The organism is Streptomyces sp. NEAU-YJ-81, from assembly GCF_017592595.1.
Taxonomy (GTDB): domain Bacteria; phylum Actinomycetota; class Actinomycetes; order Streptomycetales; family Streptomycetaceae; genus Streptomyces; species Streptomyces hygroscopicus_B.
Window position 1 is genome coordinate 1 of the sequence record NZ_JAGFNO010000001.1, and the last position, 24,813, is coordinate 24,813.

Annotated in this window: 16 protein-coding genes; 10 read left to right on the top strand and 6 right to left on the bottom strand. The window is 72.0% G+C overall.

Features of this window, described 5'->3' with window-relative positions:
- The coding region (locus J5X86_RS00005; protein WP_208514809.1) for a hypothetical protein at positions 1–220 on the top strand (220 nt) is incomplete at its 5' end.
- Between the two features lie 214 nt (positions 221–434).
- On the opposite strand, the gene J5X86_RS00010 is transcribed toward J5X86_RS00005, so the two are convergent.
- The gene (locus J5X86_RS00010) at positions 435–986 is read right to left on the bottom strand and encodes a MarR family winged helix-turn-helix transcriptional regulator (protein ID WP_208514810.1); all 552 of its coding nucleotides are present in this window, start codon (positions 984–986) and stop codon (positions 435–437) included.
- A gap of 160 nt (positions 987–1,146) precedes the next feature.
- On the opposite strand from J5X86_RS00010, the gene J5X86_RS00015 reads away from it, so the two are divergent.
- The gene (locus J5X86_RS00015; protein ID WP_208515605.1) at positions 1,147–2,460 is read left to right on the top strand and encodes an MFS transporter; all 1,314 of its coding nucleotides are present in this window, start codon (positions 1,147–1,149) and stop codon (positions 2,458–2,460) included.
- A 130-nt stretch (positions 2,461–2,590) separates the two neighbouring features.
- Here J5X86_RS00015 and J5X86_RS00020 read toward each other — a convergent pair whose 3' ends face one another.
- Positions 2,591–4,540, bottom strand: coding sequence for an ATP-binding SpoIIE family protein phosphatase (locus J5X86_RS00020; protein ID WP_208514811.1), 1,950 nt, complete (start codon positions 4,538–4,540; stop codon positions 2,591–2,593).
- 235 nt (positions 4,541–4,775) lie between these two features.
- Positions 4,776–6,131 carry an NAD(P)/FAD-dependent oxidoreductase gene (locus tag J5X86_RS00025; RefSeq protein WP_208514812.1) on the bottom strand — a complete coding sequence of 452 codons (1,356 nt, stop codon included), beginning with the start codon at positions 6,129–6,131 and terminating at the stop codon, positions 4,776–4,778.
- 320 nt (positions 6,132–6,451) lie between these two features.
- On the opposite strand from J5X86_RS00025, the gene J5X86_RS00030 reads away from it, so the two are divergent.
- On the top strand, positions 6,452–7,177 hold the full coding sequence (locus J5X86_RS00030) for a TetR/AcrR family transcriptional regulator (RefSeq protein ID WP_208514813.1): 726 nt from the start codon (positions 6,452–6,454) through the stop codon (positions 7,175–7,177).
- 379 nt (positions 7,178–7,556) lie between these two features.
- On the opposite strand, the gene J5X86_RS00035 is transcribed toward J5X86_RS00030, so the two are convergent.
- Both J5X86_RS00035 and J5X86_RS00040 read right to left on the bottom strand, forming a co-directional pair.
- Complete coding sequence (locus J5X86_RS00035) at positions 7,557–11,516, bottom strand: BTAD domain-containing putative transcriptional regulator (protein WP_208515606.1); 3,960 nt, start codon at positions 11,514–11,516, stop codon at positions 7,557–7,559.
- Between the two features lie 259 nt (positions 11,517–11,775).
- The gene (locus J5X86_RS00040; RefSeq protein ID WP_208514814.1) at positions 11,776–13,863 is read right to left on the bottom strand and encodes an asparagine synthase-related protein; all 2,088 of its coding nucleotides are present in this window, start codon (positions 13,861–13,863) and stop codon (positions 11,776–11,778) included.
- 948 nt (positions 13,864–14,811) lie between these two features.
- Here J5X86_RS00040 and J5X86_RS00045 point away from each other — a divergent pair.
- From J5X86_RS00045 to J5X86_RS00075, 7 genes are all read left to right on the top strand, one after another.
- Positions 14,812–16,275, top strand: coding sequence for an MFS transporter (locus J5X86_RS00045; RefSeq protein ID WP_208514815.1), 1,464 nt, complete (start codon positions 14,812–14,814; stop codon positions 16,273–16,275).
- A gap of 273 nt (positions 16,276–16,548) precedes the next feature.
- The gene (gene lhgO, locus J5X86_RS00050) at positions 16,549–17,763 is read left to right on the top strand and encodes an L-2-hydroxyglutarate oxidase (protein ID WP_208514816.1); all 1,215 of its coding nucleotides are present in this window, start codon (positions 16,549–16,551) and stop codon (positions 17,761–17,763) included.
- Positions 17,764–18,097: 334 nt separating this feature from the next.
- On the top strand, positions 18,098–18,913 hold the full coding sequence (gene trmB / locus J5X86_RS00055; RefSeq protein ID WP_208514817.1) for a tRNA (guanosine(46)-N7)-methyltransferase TrmB: 816 nt from the start codon (positions 18,098–18,100) through the stop codon (positions 18,911–18,913).
- A 378-nt stretch (positions 18,914–19,291) separates the two neighbouring features.
- Positions 19,292–20,857 (top strand): PrsW family intramembrane metalloprotease, encoded by a 1,566-nt coding sequence (locus J5X86_RS00060; protein WP_208515607.1) that lies wholly within the window; start codon positions 19,292–19,294, stop codon positions 20,855–20,857.
- Between the two features lie 65 nt (positions 20,858–20,922).
- Positions 20,923–21,504 carry a SigE family RNA polymerase sigma factor gene (locus tag J5X86_RS00065; RefSeq protein ID WP_208514818.1) on the top strand — a complete coding sequence of 194 codons (582 nt, stop codon included), beginning with the start codon at positions 20,923–20,925 and terminating at the stop codon, positions 21,502–21,504.
- The gene (locus J5X86_RS00070; protein WP_208514819.1) at positions 21,497–22,339 is read left to right on the top strand and encodes a hypothetical protein; all 843 of its coding nucleotides are present in this window, start codon (positions 21,497–21,499) and stop codon (positions 22,337–22,339) included. Before J5X86_RS00065 ends, J5X86_RS00070 begins: the two co-directional genes overlap by 8 nt.
- A 50-nt stretch (positions 22,340–22,389) precedes the next feature.
- Complete coding sequence (locus J5X86_RS00075; RefSeq protein WP_208514820.1) at positions 22,390–23,592, top strand: Ig-like domain-containing protein; 1,203 nt, start codon at positions 22,390–22,392, stop codon at positions 23,590–23,592.
- 71 nt (positions 23,593–23,663) lie between these two features.
- Here the strand turns inward: J5X86_RS00075 and J5X86_RS00080 are convergent, their stop codons facing one another.
- Positions 23,664–24,764 (bottom strand): MrcB family domain-containing protein, encoded by a 1,101-nt coding sequence (locus J5X86_RS00080; protein ID WP_208514821.1) that lies wholly within the window; start codon positions 24,762–24,764, stop codon positions 23,664–23,666.
- Between the last annotated feature and the right edge of the window lie 49 nt (positions 24,765–24,813).

Here is a 24,813-nt window from a genome sequence, read left to right on the forward strand (position 1 = left end):
GTCCGAGATGGACGGGGTATCAACATATCTGGCGTTGACTTTTGGCACGCTGTTGAGTTCTCAAGGAACGGACGCTTCCTTTGAAACCGTTTCACCGGTCTCTCCGGGCGCTTCCCTTCGGTGTTTCCAACCTTACCAGATCCGTTTTCCGTTCCGTTTCCGGTCCGAATTCCGTTTCCGGCCCCTGCTGGAGCGGGGTCTTTCGCGCCTTCCGGCGTGATCACTACTTTAGCGGATTCCCCCGGAAGCTCATAATCGAGCTTCCCGATCCGAATTCCGGCATGCCGAAATCCATCCCGATGAGGGACCGTGCAGAAGTGGTTTGCCGCCGGTGCGGCTCAAGTGCCGACCAGAGAACCATTACGGCTCCGTGGCAGCTCGGAGTACATTACGGATCGCTCGGATCCGTGTCAACACGGCCTAGGCCGAATGCCTCAGTCGAGGTTACTCAGACGCCCCTCGGCGTCGGGCTGTGCCTCCTCCACCCGGCGCAGCACGCGGGTGAGCATCGCGCCGAGGGCTCCACGCTCCTCACTGGAGAGATCCTGGAGAAGGTCCTCCTCGAAGATCGTGGCCTGACGCATCGCCTCCAGCCACTTCTCCCGGCCGTCGGGGGTCAGCTCGACGATGACGCGGACCCGGTTGTCGGCATCACGCTCACGGGTGACCAGACCTTCGTTGACCATGCGGTCGATGCGGTGGGTCATCGCGGCGGGAGTGAGGCCCAGCCGCTTGGCCAGGTCTCCGGGGCCCAGGCGGTAGGGAGCCCCCGACAGGACGAGCGCCTTGAGGACTTCCCACTCGGAGTTACTGATCCCCAGCCTGGCCGACTGGCGGCCGTATGCGACATGCATGCGCCGGGTGAGTCGGCTGAGCGCGCTGACGACCTGCTCCACCTGGGGGTCCAGGTCCTGGAACTCGCGCTGATAGGCCGCGATCTGCGCCTCGAGGCTCAGCAGGTCGTCCGCGTCGGGGGTCTCCGCCATGGTGAACAGCATGACACGAAAGTCATTGGCGCTGAAGTCCTTCACTCTGTACTCTTAACCATTGAAGTTTAGGTTCGAAGTCTTCAGCTCTCGATCCTCCGGGCTGACCCGCAGGTCAGGCCCGTTCTCTCTTGACCCTTCTCGACCTAGGTAGGTGAGTGTGACCACCGCGATGGGCGCAGCGCTGCGCCGTATCCAGCTGGGCAACGCGCTGAGCGCGTTCGGCAACGGCTTCACGGTCCCGTTCCTCTTCGTCTATGTGGCGCAGGTGCGGGATCTCGGTTCGAACACCGCGGGCGTGGTGCTCGCGACGTTCGCCGTGGCCGCGCTTGCCGTGCTGCCCTTCATCGGTCGGGTGATCGACCGGCGAGGGCCGCTGTCCGTTGTCGTCGCGGGCGCGGTCGCCGCCGCTGTCGGATCGATGGGACTCGGGCTGGCGGCGAGCGAGCCGCTGGTCATCGCCGCGGCCGGAGTGCTGGGCGCGGGCATAGCGGCCATACAGCCCGCGCTGGCCACGCTGATCGTCTGGTGCTCGACGCCGATCACCCGGTCGCGGGCCTTCGCCACCCAGTTCTTCCTCGGCAATCTGGGCCTCGGCGTCGGCGGGCTGCTCGGCGGGCTGCTGGTGGACACCTCCGCAGCCTCGAGCTTTGTGCGGCTCTTCGCGATCGACGCGGTGATGTTCCTGGTGCTCGGCGCCGCGGTCGCGACCGTAAGGCTGGCGAAGACACCGGTGTTCGACGACCCGGTGCCGACCGCCGATGAGCACCTCGGCGGCACCGGCGGCGGCTGGCGTTCGCTGCTCGGCGACCGGGCCATGGTGCAGCTCTGTGTGCTGGGCTTCGTGATGTTCTTCGCCTGCTACGGCCAGTTCGAGTCCGGGCTGTCGGCGTTCGCGGTGGATGTCGCCCGGATATCGCCGTCGATGCTGGGCGTCGCTCTGGCCGCGAACACGGCGGCGATCGTGCTGGCGCAGTTCGTCGTGCTCAAGCTGGTCGAGCGGCGGCGGCGCAGCCGGGTGATCGCGCTGGTCGGGCTGGTCTGGACGGTGGCGTGGTGCGTCGCCGGGTCCGCCGGGCTGGTGCCCGGGAGCCAGGCCGTCGGCATCACGGCGATCGTCTCGGCGTACGCGCTGTTCGGGCTCGGTGAGGCGATGCTGTCGCCGACCGTCGCGCCGCTGGTCGCCGATCTGGCGCCGTCGTCGGCACTCGGTCAGTACAACTCGGCGTTTGCGCTGGTCAAGCAGCTGGCCCTGGCGGTGGGTCCGGCGGTCGGCGGGCTGATGGCCGGTGCCGGGCTTTACGGGACGTACATCGTGACGCTGATCGTCTGCTCGCTCGGCATCACCGCGCTCGCGCTGAGGCTCGGCAAGTGGCTCACGGCCGAGCAGGACAATCCGCTGCGGGCGGTCGCCGGTGCCGCGGTGCCCGCGCCGCGGGCGGCCGCCTCGGACGAGGTGACCACCGCGGCCTGACCCACCGGCCATTCCGCCATCGCCCTGGCGCGGCGAAGGAGCCAGTCGGCTCCGCCGTGCCAGGGCGATGTGTTTGTTCGGGGTCAGCCCCGCCCTCGTCGGACCAGTGCCGCCGGGACGCTCCGTGGAGCTAGCCCGTCGGCAGGGCGAATTCGCACCACACCGCTTTGCCGCCGCCCGGTGTGCGGCGTGAGCCCCAGGACGAGGCGATGGTCGCGATGATCGAGATGCCGCGTCCGGCCTCGTCCACCGGTTCGGCCCGGCGGCGGCGCGGCAGATGCTCATCGCCGTCCGTCACCTCGATGATCAGGCGGCGGTCGGTACGGCGCAGCCGCAGCCGCATGGGCGGTGTGCCGTGCTGGAGGGAGTTGGCGACGAGCTCGCTGGCGGCGAGCACGCCCAGATCGCGCAGCTCCATGGGGAAACGCCAGCTGGCGAGGACCCCGGAGGCGAAAGCCCGGGCGCGCGGTGCGGCTTCCACCCCGCCCAGGAGCTCCAGCGCGGCGTTGTGGAAGAGCTCGGCGTCATGCCCCGTACGGGCGGGGTGCTGGAGGACCAGCACCGCCACATCGTCGTCGTGCTCCGCGGTGATGCCCAGCGCCCTGATGAGTCGGTCGCACATCACCTGGGGCGAGCCGGTCGCGCCCGCGAAGACGCGCTCGAGCGCGGCCACACCGTCGTAGATGTCCTTGTCCCGGCGCTCCACCAGGCCGTCGGTGTAGAGGACCGCGCTGGCGCCGGGGCCGAGCGGGACCGAGCCGGTGGTGTGCAGCCAGCCGCCGGTGCCGAGCGGAGGCCCGGTGGGCTCGGAGGCGCGGCGCACGGTGCCGTCCGGGTCGCGGACCAGGATCGGCAGATGGCCCGCGGAGGCGTAGACGAGGCGGTTCTCGTTGGGGTCGTGGACGGCGTAGACGCAGGTGGCGATCTGGTGGGGGTCGATCTCGGCGGCCAGGCCGTCGAGGAGCTGCAGGACCTCGTGCGGCGGGAGGTCGAGCCGGGCGTAGGCGCGGACGGCGGTGCGCAGCTGGCCCATGACGGCGGCGGCCCGCACACCGCGGCCCATGACGTCGCCGATGACGAGGGCGGTGCGGCCGGCGCCCAGGGTGATGACGTCGTACCAGTCGCCGCCCACCGCCGCGTCCGTGCCGCCGGGCTGATAGGTGGCGGCGACCCGCAGATCGTCGGGCTGCTCCAGCTCCTGAGGGAGGAGGCTGCGCTGCAGGGTGACGGCGGCCTCGCGCTGGAGGCGCTCGCCGGCGCGCAGCCGCTCCGCGGATTCGACCTGGTCGGTGACGTCGGCGCCGAAGACGAGCACGCCGCGGACGGGCTCGGTGACCGTGCCGGTGGCGGTCGCGACGGCCTCGGTGGCGACCGCTTCCGGCATGACGTCCTTACGGAGGGCGGCTTCCCGGATCGAGCCGTCCACCGGCGAGCCATCCACCGGGGATCCGTCGACGGCCCCCTCCCCCGCCCGCTCGTCCGCCGGCTGCGCGGGGGCGACGACCCTGGGCGCGGCCATCTCGATCGGGGAGCAGGTGAAGGTGTAGTAGCCGTGGCGCGATCGGCCGGGGCCGGGAGCCGCGCCCTCCTGTCGCGGCCCGGGCGTGGTCGCCGGGCCGCCCGCGGGCACGCGCCGGGACTTGACCGTTCGGGGCTTGCCGCTGCGCAGGACCTGGTCCATGAGCGGCAGCAGCCCCAGCTCCGTCAGCTCGGGCAGTGCCTGGCGGGCGGGCGTGCCGGGGGCCCGGGAGCCGAAGAGCTCGACATAGGTGTCGTTGAGGTAGGCGATGCGGTGCTCGGGGCCGTAGACCACCGCGACCAGCGCCGGCACCTGACCGAGGAGGTCATGGACGGACAGCCCGTCGAGGGTCGGGACGGCGTCGGGCGGCGCGGCGTCGGAAGGGGCGGCAGCGGGAGGCTCGCCGCGCCCCGAGGGGTCGGCCCGCTCGCCCCGGGCCGCCGGGACGGAGCCGCCGCCCGCGGTGGCCGCCGGCTTCGGCCGCCGCGCACCGCGGTCTGCCCGGGCGGCGTTGCGTCGCTGGGTTCGGGGGAGCCGGGCGCTCCAGCGCGTGAAGTTCACTGCGGATTACCTCGTGGGGTGATGGCTGAGCTGCGCGCCGGAGCGGGATCGGGGAGATGGGTGCGGGTGCGGGGGACGGCCCCCAGGGGAATGCAGCAAACTTCCGAATCCTCGCGATTGTCACTCTTTGCAGATACGAGCCCACCCATGGTCACACGACCAGTGTGGCCGACCGGACTGACATCCGTGAGACGCCGATCGTGGGAGGGGAGTTCCCGGCTCCGCCCCGATCGGCTCAACTGGACTCGGGATGGCGACCGGTGTCCGCGGCGAGTTTGAACTCGGCGCGCGGGTTCTCCAGCGAGCCCAGCGAGACGATCTCGCGTTTGAACAGCCCCGACAGGATCCACTCGGCCAGCACGCGCGCCTTACGGTTGAACGTCGGCACCCGGCTGAGGTGGTAGGCACGGTGCATGAACCAGGCAGGGTAGCCCTTCAACTTGCGCCCGTAGATATGGGCGACGCCTCTGTGGAGTCCCAGGGAGGCCACGGAGCCCGCGTACTTGTGCGCGTAGTCGGTGAGCGGCCGGCCGGCGAGCGAGGCGGCCACGTTCTCGGCGAGGACCTTGGACTGGCGGACGGCGTGCTGTGCGTTGGGGGCGCACTCCGCACCGGGCCGGTCGGCCGTCAGATCGGGGACCGACGCGGCGTCCCCGGCCGACCAGGCGTGCTCCACGCCCTCCACCTGGAGCGCCGCGGTGCATTTGAGCCGGCCGCGCTCGTTCAGCGGCAGATCGGTGGCGGCGAGGATCGGGTGCGGTTTGACGCCCGCGGTCCACACGAGCGTGCGGGTGGGGAAGCGCGAGCCGTCACTCAGTGCGGCGATCCGGTCGGCGCAGGAGTCCAGGCGGGTCTCCAGCCGCACGTCGATATTGCGGCCGCGCAACTCCCGGACGGCGTACTTGCCCATCTCCTCGCCGACCTCCGGGAGGATCCGGTTGGTGGCCTCGACGAGGATCCACTTCAGATCCTCGGGGGCGATGTTGTGGTAGTAGCGGACGGCGTACCGGGCCATGTCCTCCAGCTCGCCGAGCGCCTCGACGCCCGCGTAACCGCCGCCGACGAAGACGAAGGTCAGCGCCGCGTCGCGGACCTCGGGGTCCCGGGTCGAGGAGGCGATGTCCAACTGTCCGAGGACATGGTTGCGCAGGCCGATGGCCTCCTCGACGGTCTTGAAGCCGATGCCGAACTCGGCGAGGCCGGGGACCGGGAGGGCGCGGGAGACGGATCCGGGGGCCAGCACCAGCTCGTCGTAGTGGATGTCGACCGTGCCGGTGCGCTCTTCCTCCGTGGCGAGGGTTCTCACGGTCGCGGTGCGTTTGCCGTGGTGGATCGCGGTGGCCTCGCCAATGATGACCGTGCAGTCGGGCAGGACCCGCCGCAACGGCACGACGACATGGCGCGGTGAGATCGATCCGGCCGCCGCCTCGGGCAGGAAAGGCTGATAGGTCATATACGGCTCTGGGTCGACCACGATGACCTGCACGCCGCCGTGTCTCAGCTCTCGCTTCAGCTTTCGCTGGAGGCGCAGCGCGGCGTACATCCCGACGTAGCCACCACCGACAACGAGAATGCGCGCGGGTTCCTTCACCCTCCCATGAGGCACGCGCGACCGCGGTTTGTCCACAGCCCCGACGAATTGTGTGACCGGACGGCTTGGCTCGCCCCGCGGCGCGGAATCGGTTACACGTACAAAATGTCCGCAGGTCAGCCCCTCGATGGTCGGTGACGGTCGGGGGGCGAGTCAGAAAAAGGCGGTTCTCTGCTCTGATCGGGGGCGTTCTGTCCCGAGCTACCCTCTTCTTTCTTGACCTGGGCTCAACTATGTTCGTACTTCGTCGGGGTTGTGACTGCCTCGACAGTCTGGGCGGGGAGTCTCCGGGGGGAGACGTCATTACCGGGGGATCACTTATGCACCTTCAGGGTTCGTCATGGTCCGCAGCCGTCGCATCGTCAGACGGAAACGGCGGACGGAACACACCGTTGCGCGTGGACGCGCAGCGCAATCTGGAGCACGTCCTGCGAGCGGCGCGCGAAGTCTTCGGTGAGCTCGGATACGGGGCTCCGATGGAAGACGTGGCGCGCCGGGCGCGAGTCGGGGTGGGCACCGTCTATCGGCGCTTCCCCAGCAAGGACGTGCTGGTGCGCCGCATAGCCGAGGAGGAGACGGCAAGGCTGACCGATCAGGCGCGGGCGGCGCTGGGTCAGGAGAACGAGCCGTGGTCCGCGCTGGCCCGGTTCCTGCGCACCTCGGTGGCGTCCGGCGCGGGCCGGCTGCTGCCGCCGCAGGTGCTGCGGGTCGGGGTCGACGCGGAGGCCGAGATCCGGCTGCCGCAGCAGCGGCAGGCGGCGTTAGCCGCACCCGGTCAGCCGGAGCTCCGGCTGGTCGAGCGGCCGACCGCACCTGAGGACGAGCCGGACGACGCGGGCGCCGCGGCGCTGCTGGAGGTCGTCGGGCAACTGGTGGAGCGGGCACGGGCAGCGGGCGAGCTGCGCCCGGATGTGGCGGTCGCCGACGTACTGCTGGTGATCGCCACGGCGGCGCCCTCGCTGCCGGACGCGGCGCAGCAGGCGGCGGCGTCGGCCCGGCTGCTGGACATCCTGCTGGACGGGCTGCGGTCGCGCCCCGTGGGGTGACGCCGTCTGCCCTGGAGCGATATCCACGCCCGGCGGGGTGACATCGGCGACGTCCGAGGAGCCGTGCCGGGCGGGGGTGCTTGCCGGCGGGGCCGTCCGCGACGGGGTTCGGCGATACGTCGGCCCGGTGGGCGGGGCCCGCAGGTGCTCGCGTTTCGTGCGCCGGGGCGGTCGGGGGTGCGTTGCGCCTCCTCCGTACGAGTGACGACACACGACTGTGGGGCCGGGGCGCTGCGCATGCGCGTGCGTGCGCCCGCGTCAGCGGGCGGGCGGGCGGCGGTGCGGCTCCCCGGTCGGCCGGCTCGGCTTGGGTGTCGGGCTTGGCTTGGATGCCGGGCTTGGCTTGGTCGTCGGTTTCGGCCCGCTCGACGGCCTCGGCCTAGGCCTCTGCCTGGGCCTCTGTCTGGGCCTCTGTCTGGGCCTCTGTCTGGGCCGCGGTGGCGTCGGTGGCGTTCGCGGCATCCGTAGCGTCGAGAGAGGTCAGCACCTCGTCGAGCAGGCAGATGGCCTGCTCAGGGGTGAGGCTCGTGTTCTCGGTGCGCAGCTTCTCCACCGCGTCCTGCCCCAGCGCCTCGCTCGCGCGGGCCGTGGTCGCGCCGACGTCCCCGGCCACCAGTGGTGAGCGGGGCAGCCGACCGCGCCAGCCGTCGGCGGCGCCCAGCAGCCGCACGGCGAGCCGCTCCTGTCCGCATCGCACCAGGAGCTCCGCCGCCGACTCCGCCTGATGGGCCAGCAGCAGCTCCATGGAGTTCGCCTCGAAGCCCTCGCGCAGAGTGTTCCGCAGCTTGCGCAGTCCACCGACCAGATCGCCCTCCAGGCCGGTGATACGGCCGTCCAGTCCGTTGGCCACGACCCAGAACTGCGGCGGAGGCGTGCCGCGGCCCGCACGATGCCAAGCGGCGTCGCAGTACGTCCTGGCTCGCGCCACATCACCACGAAGCAGCTCGGCCTCGCTGCGCACGATCTGGTTGAAGGCCCGCACGTCCTGGGTACCGCAGCGCTCCGCCTCCTCCTCGGAGCGCGCCACCAGCTTCAGCGCGCCCTCCAGGTCCCTCTCGTGAAGGGCGAGATCGGCGAGGCGGGTGCAGAGGAACGGCACCTCGGTGTGGGCGCCGAGCTCCTGCGCGAGCCGCAGTGCCTTCTCGTAGGCGGCCCTCGCCTCCGCGAACCGGCCGTGGTGGGTGTCGATCTCGCCGCGCGCGCCCTCCACCTGGGCGAGCAGCCAGCGATCGCCGACGCGGGTGGTCAGCTCGCGCAGCTCGGCCAGGTCGTCGTCGACGGTCTCGATGCCGCCCGGCATGTCGATGGCGAGGTGGGTGCGGTACATCAGCGTGATGCCGAGCGCCCAGTCGTCGCCGTACGTCCGGCAGCCGGCCACGGTCTGGTCCATGAGCGGCAGCATCCCACCGGCGAAGCCCTCGATGACGAAGGCCGTGAACGGCCACAGCAGACCGGGGAAGGACGCGCTGCGGGGCCCTGGGTGGCCCGCGTAGGCGTCGCGCATGCGTATGGCCACGTCCCGGATCGCGGGGTCACTCATATCCGGGCCGGTGCCCTGCTCCGCGAGCAGGACGAAGAACATCAGCCGCAGGTCCATCCGCTGCCAGTACCGGGTGGCTTCCTCGTCGACACCGTCCTCGCCGTCCGGAACCCGGGCCGGGATGTGCGGGAACTGGTCAAGGGGATCGTTGCCGCCCGGTATCCGGTCCGCCTCGGCGTCCGTGCCGTGGGAGCGGGCCAGGAGAGCCAGGGCACGGCCGACCCAGGCCGCGCCCTCGTCCCGGTAGTTGCGCAGCCACCAGAACCAGGCCAAGGCGCGGATGAGCGCGATGACGGTGTCCTCGTCCGCGATGGTCAGGGAGCGGTGCAGCGCTGCCCGGATGTTGTCGAGGTCGGTCTCGACGAGGAGGAGCCAGGGCAGTTGTTCGGCGGAGCGCAGGCGGGGCTCGGCGGTGCAGATGAAGTCCCTGAAGTGGGCGGTGTGACGGGCCACGGCGGCCTTATGGTCGGCACGGGCCGCCCGGTCCTCGGTGGCGCGCTTGCCGACGTACTCGTGGATCGTCTCCAGCATCCGGTAGCGGGGCTCCCCGAGCGGCGGCCCGGAGGACTCCGCCGCCGCACCGTGCGATGGATGATCGACGATCAGAAGCGACTTGTCGACCAGCGCCCCGAGCAGCTCCAGCACCTCGGCGGGCGCGATCCTGGCGTGGGGGCGCGTTTGAGAGCGCATGAGGGAGCGCGTCTCGTCGTACGCGACCGTGTCGCCCGGCTCCGGCGTGCTTGCCGCCGCGTCCGTAAAGGCGCCACGGGTGTCGATGGCGTCTTCGAAGACGGCATCCTCGAAGACGCCATCTTTGAAGACGCCATGCTCGTCCGTGTCGACCGTAAGGACGTTCTCACCGGGCGGGGCGTCCGCGCATACCGCCTCGGCCGCGGACAGGGTCCACCCGCCCGCGAAGACCGACGCACGGCGCAGCACGGTGCGCTCGCGCTCGTCGAGGAGGTCCCAGGACCACTCGACGACGGCCCGCAGGGTCTGCTGGCGCGGCAGCGCGGTTCTGCTGCCGCTGGTCAGCAGACGGAAACGGTCGTCCAGCCGGGCCGCGATCTGGCGTGGGGTCAGCAGCCGCAGCCGCGCCGCGGCCAGTTCGATCGCCAGCGGCAGACCGTCCAGGCGGCGGCAGATCTCCGCGACCGCGGCCTCCGTGTCCGGGTCCGCCACCGGGTCGAAGCCGGGCCTTACGGTGGCGGCGCGCTCGGCGAACAGCTGGTGGGCAGGGGCGGGCGCGAGCGGCTCCACCGGTCTGATGGTCTCGCCGGGCACCCCCAGCGGCTCCCTGCTGGTGGCGAGCACGGTCACACCGGGGCAGTGCGCGAGCAGGGTCTCGGTGAGCCGGGCCGCGGTGTCGATGACGTGCTCGCAGTTGTCGAGCAGGAGCAGCAGCCGGCGGTCGGCGCAGTACTCCACGAGCCGGCTGGTCGGATCCCCGCCGTCCGGGCCCGTGGTGCGGCTTTCGAGCCCGGAGGCGAGCAGCATGGTCGCGCGGCGGCCGACCGCGCTCAGGACGGCGCCGGGGACGGCGGAGGGGTGGTCGAGCGGGGCGAGTTCAGCTACCCAGACGCCGTCCGGATAGCCGGCCGTCACGGTCGCCGCGGCCTCCTCGGAGAGCCGGGTCTTGCCGGAGCCGCCGGGGCCGGTGAGGGTGACCAGCCGGGCGCCGTCCAGGTCCCGGAGGATGTCGCCGATCTCGTTCTGCCGGCCGACGAAGCTGTTGAGGCGGGCCCTGAGGTTGCCGTGCGGCAGAGGCGGCACGGCGGTGCGCGAGCCCGCCTCCCGGCCGTCTTCGTCCCGGCTTCGGGCCCCGCCGCCGGTTCCTCCGCCCCCAGCCGGGCTGTCGAACGCGCCCCTGGCCGCGCTGTCGCTCCGGCCGTCGGGCATCCCCCTGGGGGCGCTGTCGCCTCGGCCGTCCAAAGCCCACCCAGTCCCGCTCTCGGCCCGGGCTCCGCCCCCGCCGCTCCCCCCATGGCCGTCGGTCCTCGGCGCGACGGCCTGCGCGGTGGGCGCGCCGCCGCGCGCGGCGTCCGGCTCCCCGAGGGCCGGCTCGGCGTTCGTCGTCAGCAGCCGTCTGTGGAGCTCCTTCAGCTCCGCTCCCGGGTCGGTGCCGAGGCGGTCGGCGAGGATCCGGCGGACGTCCTCGTACGCGGCGAGGGCGTCGGCGGAGTGACCGGCCGCCCGCAGCGCGCGGATCAGCTGGGCATGGAACGTTTCGTCGAGCGGATGGTCCGCGACGAGCTGGCGCAGCTCCGGTATGACGCCCGTGGGGCGGTCGAGCGCGAGGTCGGCGTCGATCCGGCGGTGCAGCGCGGTCAGCCGGAGCGCCTCGGGGCGGGCGGCGGGCGCGTCCCGGTCCGGCAGGTCGGCGAGGGCCGGGCCGCGCCACAGGGCGAGCGCCTTACGGAGGGTGGCGGCGGCCGTCTCGGGGTCGTCGGCGTCCAGGGCGCGTATGCCTTCGTTCGTCAGCCGCTCGAAGCGCAGCAGGTCGACGTCGTCCTGGGGGGTGGTGGTCGCGAGGCGGTAGCCGCCGGGTGAGGAGATGACGGCGTCCCTGCCGATGGTCCGGCGCAGCCGGCCGACGAGCGCCTGGAGCGCGGCGGGCGCGTCATGCGGAGGGTCGTCGGCCCACACCTCGTCGATCAGGACGTCGACGGAGACCGGGGCGGAGCGTGCGGCCCGTACGGCGAGCGCCGCGAGCAGCGCGCGGATCCGGGGGCCGCCGAGGGGGAGCGGGTCGCCGTGGTCGTCGCGCGCTTCGGTGGTGCCGAGGATCAGATACCGCACAGGGGCCATTCTCCTAGCTTGCCGGTTGCCGCTGGGGAGCTCGTGCGGCGCGGCCCCTTCGTCTCGTCCGCCACAAGGACTCGCCCGCCGTAAGGACGACTCGTCGCAGAAGGACTCGCCCGCCGTCGTCCGCCGTAAGGACGCCGGCTTCGTGCGCGGGGGCCCGGCCCCGGCTCCCCGAGCGGCAGGGGCGATGCCCGCGGGGCACCCGGGGCGAGGTGTCACAGGGCGGCCTCGTGTCGCCTCGGTGCGGAAGCTGTCACAGGCTCGGGCGCGGCACCACTCCGCCTGCCACGGCCCGCTGCCGTGGCGCCGCCGTACCGGTCCAGCAGGTGCCCCGGCGGGCCAGCAGGCGCCGCAGCCAGACTTCGGTGGAGACGAGTTCGGCCAGGCCGTCCAGGGGCAGCCGCTCCCCCTGTGCGGCGGCGCGCAGGGCCTTACGGATGACGCGGGCCTCGATCAGGCCCGCGTCCGCCAGCAGCGGGGCGTCGAAGAGGGTCATCAACTCGCTCGTCCAGGTGCGCATGCCGGTCCGTACGGCGGCGGTGTGGGCGGCGTGGGAGGTGGCTCCCCAACCGGGAGGAAGCTCCCGGATGCCCGCTCCGGCGAGGACCGTCCGCAGCACCGCGGCGCGCGCCCCCGGTTGCACCCGAAGCGCTTCGGGGAGCGCGCGGCAGGCCCGTACGACCTGGTTGTCGAGGAAGGGCGCGTGCAGGCGCTGGCTGCGGATCTCGGCGGCCTGCTCGAAGACGCGGTGGTCCGCGGCGTAGCGGGCGAGGGCGGCGTCGGCGCGGCGCTCCCCGGGGCGGCGCACCAGCACGGGGCGCATGGCCGCCTCCTCCAGCCGGACGGACACCTCGGCGAGCGTCTCCCCGGTGAGCCAGCGGGCGGCGGGCCCCGGGCGGCACCACGTCAGGGCGGCGAGGGAGGCGGATACCGCGCCGGGGTCGCGTACCGCCTGGTCGTCGGCGAAGCGGCGCTCCAGGAGGCGCACCGCGGCTTCCTGGACGCCGTCGCGGTAGGAGGTGCGGGCCAGCCGTCGTGCGGCCCGGTAGACCGTGAAGGGCACGAAGAAGGACTGCGCGGAGGGGCCGTCGGCCTTCGCGAGCGCGGTGGCGGGGCGCAGCAGATGGCGTCTGCGCCGGTCGAGCAGCAGGTCGGCGAGGCGCGCGGGGTGGGCGTCGAGCACCTGGCGGGCGCCGTGCCCGATGAAGTGGTCCGCGCTGCCCGCGGCGAGCCGGCGCCGGTGGCGTTCGGCGATGACGAGGGAGGGGCCGGGCTCATCGGTAAGGGCGCCGGTGTCGAGGCCCGCGTACGGCAGGGCTTCCTCGCCCGCGGCGACGACCACATGGTGCAGCCGCGGATTGGCGGCGATGGCGCCGGCCCGTTCGAGTTCGGCCTCGCGGGTGCGGGCGCCGCCCGCCGTGGCGAGGTCGTTGAAGGTGACGGCCAGGAGCCGCTCGCCCGCCTCGGTGCCGTGCCCGAAGAGAGTGCCGGGCATTCCGGGGAGCCCGGCGGCGAGCAGGGCGAGGGTGGCGGAGGCGCTGCCTCCGGACAGATCGGCGCCGATGCCGGGGGCCGGGGCGCCGCGGGCCGCCCGCCGCTCGGCGGGCCCCATGCCGGGCACCGGGCCGGGGTCGAGGTCGTCGGTCTCGGGGGCGTGGCGCGGGGCGGTGAGCCGGGCCCGTACGGCCTCCACGAGGGCGTCCTGGACCGCGTCCACGGCCGTGCCCTGGTCGAGTGGGGGCGCGGCGACGGCGAGGGACGCGGTGGGCTCGTAGCCGGTGACGTCGCGGGCCCCGTCGCGCAGGATCAGCGCATGGCCCGGGGGCACGCGTCTGACGCCCATATAGGGCGTGCCGTCGCCCATGGCTTCCGGGGAGTCGGGGCAGGCGAGCAGCGCGCCGAGGTGGCCGACGTCGAGCTGCGCCTCGATGAGGTCGGCGAGCGGGAGCGCGGCCGTGGCGTAGGCGGTGCCGCCGGCCCAGTCGGTGTGGAAGACGGGCCGGGCACCCGCGAGGTCGCCGGCGATGGTGATGCGGCGGCCGACCTGGGCGACGGCGGTGTAGCTGCCGGACCAGGCGGTCAGATGGCGCAGGGCGCCGCCGCGGGCGGCGAACAGCCCCACCCGCAGCTCCTCATCGGTGGCGCCGCAGCAGCCGAAGACGGCGAGGCGGGTGAAGGGATCGGTCTGGACGACGCGCACCTCATCGGGCCGCCAGTCGCCGACCGCCCACAGTGGATCCGGGTCGGACCACAGGAGTTGGGCGCCGACCGGCTGGATCGCACGGCCCTCCGGGGGGACCGGGCCGGATGCGGTACTGCTCCACCCCACCAACCACCGCATCGCCGCCTCCACAGGCTGTGGGCATCCAGGGCAACCAAGAAGTAGGTGCCATCATGCACAGCATGTTGACGGTTTCGGCATCGAACCGGACAACAACATGGATCTCCTGGATGTCCTGTGACCACAGATGACCGCAGAAATCGCAGAGTTGATCCCAGTAGGTGATGCCTCCCTGGGAGGCATCCGTAAGGAGCCCACGAGGGAACCATCGCCGGTAGCGACCCACCGTTCCGCCGTGGCCCATGCTGCCACGACTGGGGCGCGCAAGAGCGCAAGGGCATCGACGCGTATGCGGAGCGGCGCACAAGGGGCGCACGAAGGGGGCGCACGGAAAATGCCCCAACCCGCAGACCAGAAGAGGGACTTACCGTCCGCGCCGCGACGTCCGCCGCGCACCGGGGCATCCGCGGCATGTGATACGTGGCGCACCGCTCTGGGCGGAATCCGTGCGCGATCCGAGCGGATGAGGGCTTCCCGCGTCGGGCCTCCCCCTCCCCGGCCCGACGCGGGAGCCCGGCCGTGATGGGCGTTATTCAGCCAAGTTGCCGTGGCGCTCTCGATGGTCTTGCGGACGCCCTGTACGTACTCAACTTCCGCCTCTCGCGCCCCCCGACACGACAGTCCGGGAGGCGGCATTCGCCTCCCGGACCGTTCCGCCACCCGCGGGGAATGAGGCGGCGGCGTCCCCCAGCCCACTGGATCCAGTACAGCGGGCCGACCCACGCAGGACCCATCGAAACGTCCCCGCCGCGACTGAGACAGAGCGCACACACGGGCGCACAGCCACACACACCGGGAGCACACGTCACGCCCCGCACGCCCGTTCGTACAAGAATCTCGCCATCCGGGACACCACCTCTTAACGGTCGGGATGCGGCGAACTACGCTGGGTTTACGAATGCCCCGCGCTTACGCAGGGGCGGCCGTCGGTGCTGTCGAGGGGTGCGCATGTCCAGGGAGCCACGCGGGCCGAACGAAAAGCTCGGCACCGTTCTCGCCCTCGCTGGGATCAGCAATGCCGGGCTCGCGCGCAGAGTCAACGACCTCGGCGCCCAGCGTGGCCTGACACTTCGCTACGACAAGACGTCCGTCGCGCGCTGGGTGTCCAAGGGCATGGTCCCCCAGGGCGCCGCGCCACACCTCATTGCGGCTGCGATCGGCAGCAAACTCGGCCGCCCCGTCCCCCTGCACGAAATCGGCCTGGCCGATGCCGATCCGGCCCCCGAGGTCGGTCTCGCCTTCCCGCGCGACATCGGCCAGGCCGTCCGCTCCGCGACCGAGCTCTACCGGCTGGATCTCGCGGGTCGGCGCGGCGGGGTGGGCATCTGGCAGAGCCTGGCCGGATCTTTCTCAGTAAGCGCGTACGCCACCCCGGCCTCACGCTGGCTCATATCTCCGGCCGACAGCTCGGTGGCCCGTGAACCCAAGGACGCCGAGGACGGGACCACCGCCGCGAGCACCACGGGCGGGGCGGCGGCGGACGCCTTACCGCTGCAGCGCGTCGGCCACAGCGACGTCACCAAGCTGCGCGAGGCCGCTGAGGACGCGCGCCGCTGGGACTCCAAGTACGGCGGCGGCGACTGGCGTTCGTCCATGGTTCCCGAGTGCCTCCGGGTGGACGCGGCACCCCTGCTGCTCGGCTCGTACAGCGACGAGGTCGGCCGCTCCCTCTTCGGCGCCACCGCCGAACTGACCAGGCTCGCCGGGTGGATGGCCTTCGACACCGGCCAACAGGAGGCCGCGCAGCGGTACTACATCCAGGCGCTGCGCCTGGCCCGCGCCGCGGCCGACGTCCCCCTGGGCGGCTATGTGCTGGCGTCGATGAGCCTGCAGGCCACCTACCGGGGCTTCGCCGACGAGGGCGTGGACCTGGCCCAGGCCGCCCTGGAGCGCAACCGCGGCCTGGCCACCGCCCGCACCATGAGCTTCTTCCGGCTCGTGGAGGCGCGCGCCCAGGCCAAGTCCGGGGACGGGCCCGCCTGCGGGGCGGCCCTGAAATCCTCCGAGGGCTGGCTGGAGCGCTCGCGGGCGGGTGACCCCGATCCGTCCTGGCTCGACTTCTACAGCCATGAGCGGTTCGCGGCCGACGCCGCCGAGTGCTATCGCGATCTCCGGCTGCCGCGCCAGGTGCGGCGCTTCACCGAGCAGGCGCTGGCCCGGCCGACGGAGGAGTTCGTACGGTCGCACGGGCTGCGGCTCGTGGTGTCCGCCGTCGCCGAACTGGAGTCCGGCAATCTGGACGCGGCCTGTGCGGCGGGCGCCCGCGCCGTGGAGGTCGCCAACCGGATCTCGTCCGCGCGCACCACGGAGTACGTGCGCGACCTGATGCGCCGCCTCGAGGCATACCGCGACGAGCCGCGCGTCGCCGAGCTGCGCGAGCAGGCCCGGCCGCTGCTGGTGGCCCCGGCATGAGCGGCCCTCGGCGCGGGAGGAGAGTGGCCGGCCCGGGATGAAAGGCGTGACCGGCCCGGGATGAGTGGTGAGGCGAGAGCTGCCCGGAATGCGCGATTCAGACGCGCTTCGCCCGGAATGAGCGACTCGTTATGAATCGATCCATATGGCCGGTGGACCTAGCCCGGACCCTAGTCATGGCATGGGTTTCGGGCCGTTGTCAGTGGTGCAGGTCATGATAGGGATCGACGGTCGGGCGACTGGACGGTGTGGCGCGTGGGGAGGTGACATGGCGTGACGGCGTTGGACTGCGATGTGCTGGTGATCGGGGGCGGGATCGTCGGCATGTCGACGGCGTATGCGATCACGCGCGCCGCGCCCGGCACCCGCGTGACCGTGCTCGAGAAGGAGGCGGGCCCGGCCCGCCACCAGACCGGGCGCAACAGCGGCGTGATCCACAGCGGTATCTACTACCGCCCGGGGTCGCTCAAGGCGCGGTTCGCGGTGCGCGGCGCCGCGGAGATGGTGAAGTTCTGCGCCGAATACGGCATTCCGCACGAGGTCACCGGCAAGCTCATCGTCGCCACGGAGCGCTCCGAGCTGCCGAGGCTCCACGGCCTCGTCCAGCGCGGCAGGGAGAACGGCATTCCCGTGCGCGAGCTGGGCCCCGCCCAGATCGCGGAGTACGAACCATGGGTGCGCGGCCTCGCCGCGATCCATGTCGGCACGACGGGCGTCTGCGACTTCGGCGCGGTGGCGGCCCGGCTGGCCCGGCTCGCCCAGGACGCGGGCGCCTCGGTGCGGTACGGGGCGCAGGTGCGCACCATCGGCCGCCGCCCCTCCGCGGTCGCGGTGCGCACGGCGGACGGCACGGTGCTGCGCGCGCGGGCCCTGGTCAACTGCGCGGGGCTGCACTGCGACCGCGTCGCCCGGCTGGCGGGCGACGACCCGGGCATGCGGATCGTGCCCTTCCGCGGTGAGTACTACGAGCTGGTCCCCTCCCGCGCCTCGCTGGTGAACGGTCTGGTGTACCCGGTGCCCGACCCGGCGTTCCCGTTCCTCGGCGTCCATCTGACCCGCGGCATCGACGGCGGCGTCCACATCGGGCCCAACGCGGTGCCGGCCCTCGCCCGCGAGGGGTACGCCTGGCATACGGTGCGCCCGCAGGAGCTGGCCGGCACGCTGGCGTATCCGGGCTCCTGGCGGATCGCCCGCCGCCACTGGCGGTACGGGGCGGGTGAGCTGCGGCGCTCCCTGTCCAAGCGCGCCTTCACCGACGCCGTGCGCCGTCTGCTGCCCGATGTGACGGCCGACGACCTGATAGCGGCCCCGGCGGGCGTGCGGGCCCAGGCGGTGCTGCCGGACGGCACTCTGGTGGACGACTTCCTGATCTCACAGTCGCCCCGGATCGTCCATGTGCTCAACGCCCCGTCGCCCGCGGCCACGGCCTCACTGCCGATCGGCCGGGAGGTCGCCCGCCGAGTGCTGGAGACCCTGCGGACGGGGTGAGGGGGCGGCTGGGGGCCAAGGTACGAGCCGGGCCCCCGCCGCCGAGATACGGGCGAGCCTCGGCGTGAGGTACGGGCCGATCTCTCGCAGCGAGGCACGGGCCCAGCCCGCAGGCCACCCTCACCGGGGCCGCACGACCGACCTGACCACCCAGGGCCCGGCTGCCCATGGATCCGACTGTCCAGGGCGCGGCTACCCATGGGCCCGGCTGCCCGTCCCGCCACCCCAACCGGCCGGCCGGCGGCCACCGGACCACCCCCCGGCGCCCCCGGCGCCCCACCTGCCGCACCGGCCCCGCCGCCCTCCCCGCCTCCGCCCGTAGAATCGAAGCACTGTGTCCGAGAACCCCACCGCCCCCGATTCCCACGTGGAGCGCGCTCTGCCCGCCCCCCGTGACCGCAGCGAGCCGATGTTCCCCGGCGGTCCCGTGGCCGATCCGGCGGGCTCGCACCACGAGCGCCGCATCCGCTCCTTCCGCCCCCGCCGCGGCCGGGTGACCCCGGGCCAGGGCGAGGCGCTGCGCCGCCTGTGGCCACAGTGGGGCCTGGATATCGACGGGCTGAGCCGTATCGACCTCGGTGAGCTGTTCGCCACAGAGGCAGGCCCGCGTCCCGGCCTCCCCGTCGTCCTGGAGATCGGCTTCGGCATGGGTGAGGCCACCGCGCAGATGGCCGCCGCCGACCCCGGCACGGGCATCCTCGCGGCCGACGTCCACACTCCCGGCCAGGGCAATCTGCTCGCGCTCGCGGAACGGAACGGCCTGGACACCATCCGGGTCGCCAACGGCGACGCGATCATCCTGCTCCGCGAGATGCTGGCCCCCGCCTCGCTCTCCGGGCTGCGGGTCTTCTTCCCCGACCCATGGCCCAAGAAGCGGCACCACAAGCGCCGCCTCATCCAGCCCGAGTTCATCGAGCTCGCCGCCACCCGGATGAAGCCCGGTGCGCTGCTGCACTGCGCGACCGACTGGGAGCCGTACGCGGAGCAGATGCTGGAGGTCCTCTCCGCGAGCCCCGCCTTCGACAACTCCCAGTCCGACGGCGGCTATGCCCCGCGCCCGGACTTCCGGCCGCTCACCAAGTTCGAGAGCCAGGGGCTGGACAAGGGGCACCTCGTCCATGACCTGATCTTCCGCCGCAACGACACATAGCGACCCCGAGGGGATGGGCATAAACCCTGAGTCCCCCTTCCCCCTTTCGTTAGGGTCGGTTGAGTGCATCAGTCCCCGCCCCCGCAAGAGCCGCCCGAACCACCGGTCACGCCGCCGCACGAGGCTCCGTACGGAGCGCCGCACCAGGCTCCGCGTGGCGCACCGCACGAGGCTCCGCACGGAGCGCCGTACGAGGCACCCCAGGGCGGCCCGAACGCGGCACCGCACAGCGGCCCGTACGAGGCGACGCACGGCACACCACAGGGCGCAGCACCGCACGGCGCTGGCACTCCCTACGGCGCTCCTTACGGTGACCAGCACCCGTGGTTCGGCACCGGCGCCGCACCGGCGGGCTGGCCGCATCCGCCCCGCCAGGGCCTGTGGGGGCCGGGGGGCCGTCTCGCCCGCGTCTGGCACAACAAGGCGCTGCGGGCCACCGCGCTCACCGGTCTGCTCTCGCTCTCCGGCCTGATCATCCTGGCGCTGGTGCGCGAACAGACGGGCACCAAGGGCTTCCTGGTGGGGCTCGGCCTCGCCGTGCTCCCCGTGCCGCTGATCATCGCGGTCTTCCGGTGGCTGGACCGCGTCGACCCCAAGCCCTGGCGAAACCTTGTGTTCGCCTTCGCCTGGGGAGCGTGCGCCGCGACGCTGGTCGCGCTGATCGCCAACGGCTTCGCCACCGAGTGGCTCATGACCACCGTGGACTCCTCGTCCCCGACCGGCCAGGCCGACGCCGACGCCTGGGGCGCCACCTTCATCGCGCCGTTCGTGGAGGAGAGCGCCAAGGCTGCCGCCGTCCTGCTGCTCTTCCTCTTCCGCCGCCGCGACTTCAACGGTCTGGTCGACGGGGTCGTCGTCGCCGGAATCACCGCCACCGGTTTCGCCTTCACCGAGAACATCCTCTATCTCGGCTCGGCCTTCGTCAGCGACCAGACGCTCGGCTACTCCGGCATCCGGTCGACCACGGCCGCGACCTTCTTCATCCGCGCCGTCATGTCCCCCTTCGCGCACCCCCTCTTCACCGCGATGACGGGGGTGGGCTTCGGCATAGCCGCCGCGGCGGCGCGGCACCAGCGCGTCCGCCGCGTCCTCATACCGATCGCGATGCTGCTGACCGCGATGGTCCTGCACGGCGTCTGGAACGGTTCGGCGACCCTCGGCGGCTACGGCTTCCTCATCGTCTACGCCCTGTTCATGGTCCCGATGTTCGGGCTGCTGACCTGGCTGACGCTCTGGTCCCGCGGCAAGGAGCTGCGCACCATACGGGAGCAGCTCGCGGCCTACCAGGCCGCCGGCTGGCTCACCCCGCCCGAGCCCCTCGCCCTGTCCTCGATGCGCGCCCGCGGTATCGCCCGCGACCTCGCCCGCCGCACCCATGGTGTGGCGGCCGCCCGTACGGTCGGCGAGTACACCGCCTTCGCGACCTCACTCGCCTTCCTCCGCCGCCGCGCGTACCGCGGCACGGCCGGCCCGGACTTCACCACCCACGAGAAGGAGCTGCTGGACCGTCTGTGGGAGCGGCGGGAGACCGCCCAGCCCGCCCTGGCCCACGCGGCGCTGTCCGTGCCGCTCCCCCGGCCCCGCCGGGCGCCCCGGCCGGCCCCGGGCACGATGCCCGCACCGTTCTGGCCCGCGGGGCCGCACGGCGGCGGGTACGCATACGACCACGGAAGCGGCCAGGGCTACGGCTACGGCGGCCCCGGGCCCGGTTACGGGTACGGCCCCGGGTCCGGGTCCGGTTACGGGTACGGCCCCGGGTCCGGTTACGGGTACGGCTCCGGGGCCCAGTCGCAGTACGGGGCCCAGCCCACGTACGCCCCGTGGGGCGCCCCTCCGCCGCACGGCCCGCAGCCGCCGCGGACCCCGCAGCCGCCCGCGAACTCGGCGACGCCCCACACCTCCCCCGTCCCGTACGGACCCGGCGGACCCGAAAGTCGTCTGTAACCTCCCGCCCCTTTCGGACGTGTTCCTACATAGAAGCGGGGAGCACGTGGGGGCGCGGGGGATTCATGTCAGAACCATCATCTTCATCCACACCATCCGATTTCGACCAGTTCTATACGGCTACGGCGAAGCGGCTCGTGGCCGCGGTCTATGCGGCGACGGGCGATCTCGCCGAGGCCGAGGACGCGGTGCAGGAGGCGTATGCCCGGGCGTGGCAGCGCTGGGACCGGCTGACCGCCGAGGGCGATCCCACGCCCTGGGTCCGCACCGTCGCCCTGCGCCTCGCCGTCAGCTCCTGGCGCCGCGCCCGTAACCGCATGCGGGCCCACTTCCGCCATGGCCCGCCCCCCGATCTGCCCGATCTCGCCCCGGATCGGGTGGCGCTGATCCATGCCCTGCGCGGGCTGAAGCCCGAGCAGCGTACGGCCGTGGTCCTGCACCACCTTCTCGATCTGCCCATTGAGCAGGTGGCCCGGGAGACGGGCGTCTCCTCCGGCGCCGTGCGCACCCGGCTGAGCCGTGCCCGCAAAGCCCTCGGCTCCCATCTCGCCGACGCGGATACCGGCGCCGTCGCCAACGCCAACGCCGAGGCACCGGCACCCCATCCGCCCACCTGCCGCCCGAAGGGGGTGCCCTCCCATGGCTGAGCTGGACGAGCGCCTGCGCGATATCGCCCGAGACGTCGAGCCCTCCATACGTCTGGCGGGCCCGGAAGCCGTGCGTGCGCGGGGCCGTCGGCGCCGCGCACGGCAGCGCACCGCGATCACCGCCGCGGCCGTCCTCGCGGTGGCCGCCGTGACCGCGGGCTCCTGGCGGTTGCTGCCGGGCGACGACTCCACCCGTACGCTCCCGGCGGCCCCGCCCGCCCCACGAACGGACCGCGTCCCGGGAGCGCAGATCCCCACGGGCGCCCTCCTTCGCCCCTCGGCGCTCCCCTTCGACGCGATGATGCGCTGGAAGACGGTCGACGCCACCATCGGCTCCGCCGACGATGGCCGGGCACCGTTGCTCGACCTCTCCCCCAGCTGCCGCCTCGACGGTCCGCCACCGCTCGCCCAGCGCACCCGGAACTACCAAAGCCGCGAGGCGGAGCAGGCGCGCCACACCATCAACGCCTATGCGAGCGAAGGCGAGGCCGCGAAGGTCTTCACCTCCCTCGAGGAGACGCTGAAGGACCACTGTGCCCGGCCCAAGACGATGGACGCGCCGTCGTCGAGCAAGACCGCGGTCGACCAGCCGACCACCATGACCTACGGCTGGCACTCGCCGCGCGCACCGCACGACGCCCACGTCGTCCTGATGCGCTCGGGCACCCGGGTCGGGGTGCTGCAGGCCGAGGGCATCGGCAGCCCGTCCGGCGACTACACCGACGGTCCCTCCACCTACTGCGTATCGGTCGCGCTCTGGCGCCTCGATCCCACCGCCACCGCCTCCCCCGGCCCGTACCGGGACAACCCCGAGGAGGCGAAGAGGCGTTGCTGACCCACTCCTCCCCTCCCACCGCCCCTCACGACTCCCGCAAGAGGTCCTCTGTGCTGCTCTCCGTCCGTTCCCTGCGCACCCTCAGCACCCTTACGGTGCCCGCCCTCGCCGTCGCCCTGCTCGCCGGCTGCCAGTCGGCGTCGAAAACCGCCTCGGTGGACCCGGCCGACGCCAAGCCCGCCCGGATCACGATCACCCCAAGCAGCGACACGGCGGCGATAGCTCCCGACGCCACGGTCAAGGTGACCGCCTCCCACGGCACCCTCACCAAGGTCCGCGTCGTCCCCGACGGCGCCGGCTCCCAGGCCGCCACGGTGACCGGCGCCCTCTCCCACTCCAAGAGCAGCTGGCGCTCCACCCGCACCATGACCCCGGGCACGACCTACACCGTCGAGGCCACGGCCACCAACGCCGCCGGCAAGTCCGCCGTCCAGCACTCCACCTTCCGCACCCGCGCCGCCCAGCAGACCAACGGCGTCACGGTCACCCCGACCAAGGGCTCCACCGTCGGCATAGGCCAGCCGGTCTCCCTCGCCTTCGACCACCCCGTCACCAACAAGGCAGCGGTGGAACGCACTCTCTCCATCTCCACCAGCCCCAAGACCGAAGGCGCTTGGGGCTGGACCAAGGACCCCCTCACCGGCATCGAGCGCGTCGACTGGCGCCCCAAGACCTACTGGCACAAGGACACCAAGGTCACCCTCCGAGCCCACCTCAGCGGCGTGAACACCGGCGACTCCCGCTACCTCCGCCGCGACGTCTCCACGACCTTCACCATCGGCACGCCCCGGATCTCCAAGGTCGACATCAAGAACCACACGATGACCGTCTACGAGGACGGCCAGAAGCAGAAGACCATCCCCATATCCGCCGGCCAGCCCTCCTACCCCACCTGGAACGGCACCATGGTGGTCCTCGACAAGGCCCCCATGGTCAATATGACCAGCGAGTCCGTCGGCATAGCCGACCCCTACAACAAAGACGTCCCCTGGGCCGTCCACCTCACCACCTCGGGCACCTACGCCCACGCCGCCCCCTGGAACGAGGGCCTCGGCTACTTCGGCCAGACCAACATGAGCCACGGCTGCGTCGGCATGTCCCTCGCCGACGGCAAGTGGTTCTACAACCGCGCCACCCGAGGCGACATCGTCGAAATCACCGGCTCCACCCGCGCCACGGTCTCCACTGGCAACGGCTTCGGCGACTGGAACCTCCCCTACCCGTCCTGGCAAAAGCTCAGCGCCCTGCGCTGAGTCTTCGTACCGATACGGTCACCCGCGCCGGTAGGGCGCGGGTGACCCCAAGCACGCACAGCGAAAGATCGTTACTGCTCGTCAACCAAACCCCAATCGACGGCCGTGGGTGACCCCGCCCACCCATCCACCGTCTTCCAGACGGATGCGATGCCCCGCTTCTCGAGATAGGGGGCATACGCCTTGATGTCCTCTGTAAAGAGCGCCAGAAGGAACGGCTCATCCTTCCCCCGCTCCTCGTACAAGAAGTGGCTGTACTCGTAGAGCTGCCCCAGTGCCTCACGCACTGCCTGGGTGGGGTTGCCCCGCTTCACCGTCTTGGCTTCCACCAGCCACTCCGCACCATCCCGCCGCAACACAATGTCCTTCGGGTGCATCTTCTTTGTGATCGGCACGAAGCCGCGCTGTTCGATGTACTCGCCGAACAAGCGGACCAGCACTTCGTGGCTCCGAGACTTCTTGATCTTCCGCTGAGGGATAAGCGCGTAGTAGTCGCTGCCATCCTTGGGGCGGAAGCCGTTCAGCCCTGCGTGTTCCTCTGGCTCATCCTCCACGCGCTTGGTGACCGGTATCCCGTTGGAGGCAATCTCGTCCCTGAGCCCCCGCTCCACGGCAGCCGCATGTTGAAGCACTTCAGCCATGTGCCAGAGGTCCTCACGCAAGCTGATCTCCGTGGGCATGGCACTGGTGTCGTAAGCGCGTGCTGCCACGCTCCCCGCCTCATAGGAGCGTGCTCTCAACACGTCGCACCTGAAGTCCGGCTGGGCATCCCAGCCCTCCACCAGGTCCTCGGCTAGCCCGCCTCGCAGATGCTTAGCCCTGTTCCTCAGATACCTGCGGCGCTTCTCGCCCTCACCCAACTTCGCTTGCAGTGACGTCACTCCTTGCTGGAGCGTCAGGGTCACCGTGCTGAGGTCGGCCGCGAAGATGTAGGCCAGGTAGAGCCCCTTCTTTGGGTCACTCGTGATGTCGGGGTCGTACACGCCGATCCACGGGGTCCGGCTGGCACCACCGCTTCCCCCATTGCCCTCGGCCTCAAAGCCCCCGGGTAGAAGGTGACTCCACTCCTCCCCTGCCCTGCGAAGAAGATCTTGCGCATGGACGCCCGACGACGTCCCCTTGTCTTCGTCGTAGGTCAGGGCGAGTTCAAGGAGCAGATCACGTATGTCCATGCTCAAAAACTATGCACGAACGGACCGACAAAGACGTGACTCGATCATG

Excerpts from the sequence above, each read along its gene's own strand:
- J5X86_RS00010 (WP_208514810.1), bottom strand. The coding sequence starts at position 986 with ATGGCGGAGACCCCCGACGCGGACGACCTGCTGAGCCTCGAGGCGCAG.
- J5X86_RS00045 (WP_208514815.1), top strand. The coding sequence starts at position 14,812 with ATGTCCAGGGAGCCACGCGGGCCGAACGAAAAGCTCGGCACCGTTCTC.
- J5X86_RS00065 (WP_208514818.1), top strand. The coding sequence starts at position 20,923 with ATGTCAGAACCATCATCTTCATCCACACCATCCGATTTCGACCAGTTC.
- J5X86_RS00040 (WP_208514814.1), bottom strand. The coding sequence starts at position 13,863 with ATGCGGTGGTTGGTGGGGTGGAGCAGTACCGCATCCGGCCCGGTCCCC.
- J5X86_RS00030 (WP_208514813.1), top strand. The coding sequence starts at position 6,452 with ATGCACCTTCAGGGTTCGTCATGGTCCGCAGCCGTCGCATCGTCAGAC.
- J5X86_RS00080 (WP_208514821.1), bottom strand. The coding sequence starts at position 24,764 with ATGGACATACGTGATCTGCTCCTTGAACTCGCCCTGACCTACGACGAA.
- J5X86_RS00070 (WP_208514819.1), top strand. The coding sequence starts at position 21,497 with ATGGCTGAGCTGGACGAGCGCCTGCGCGATATCGCCCGAGACGTCGAG.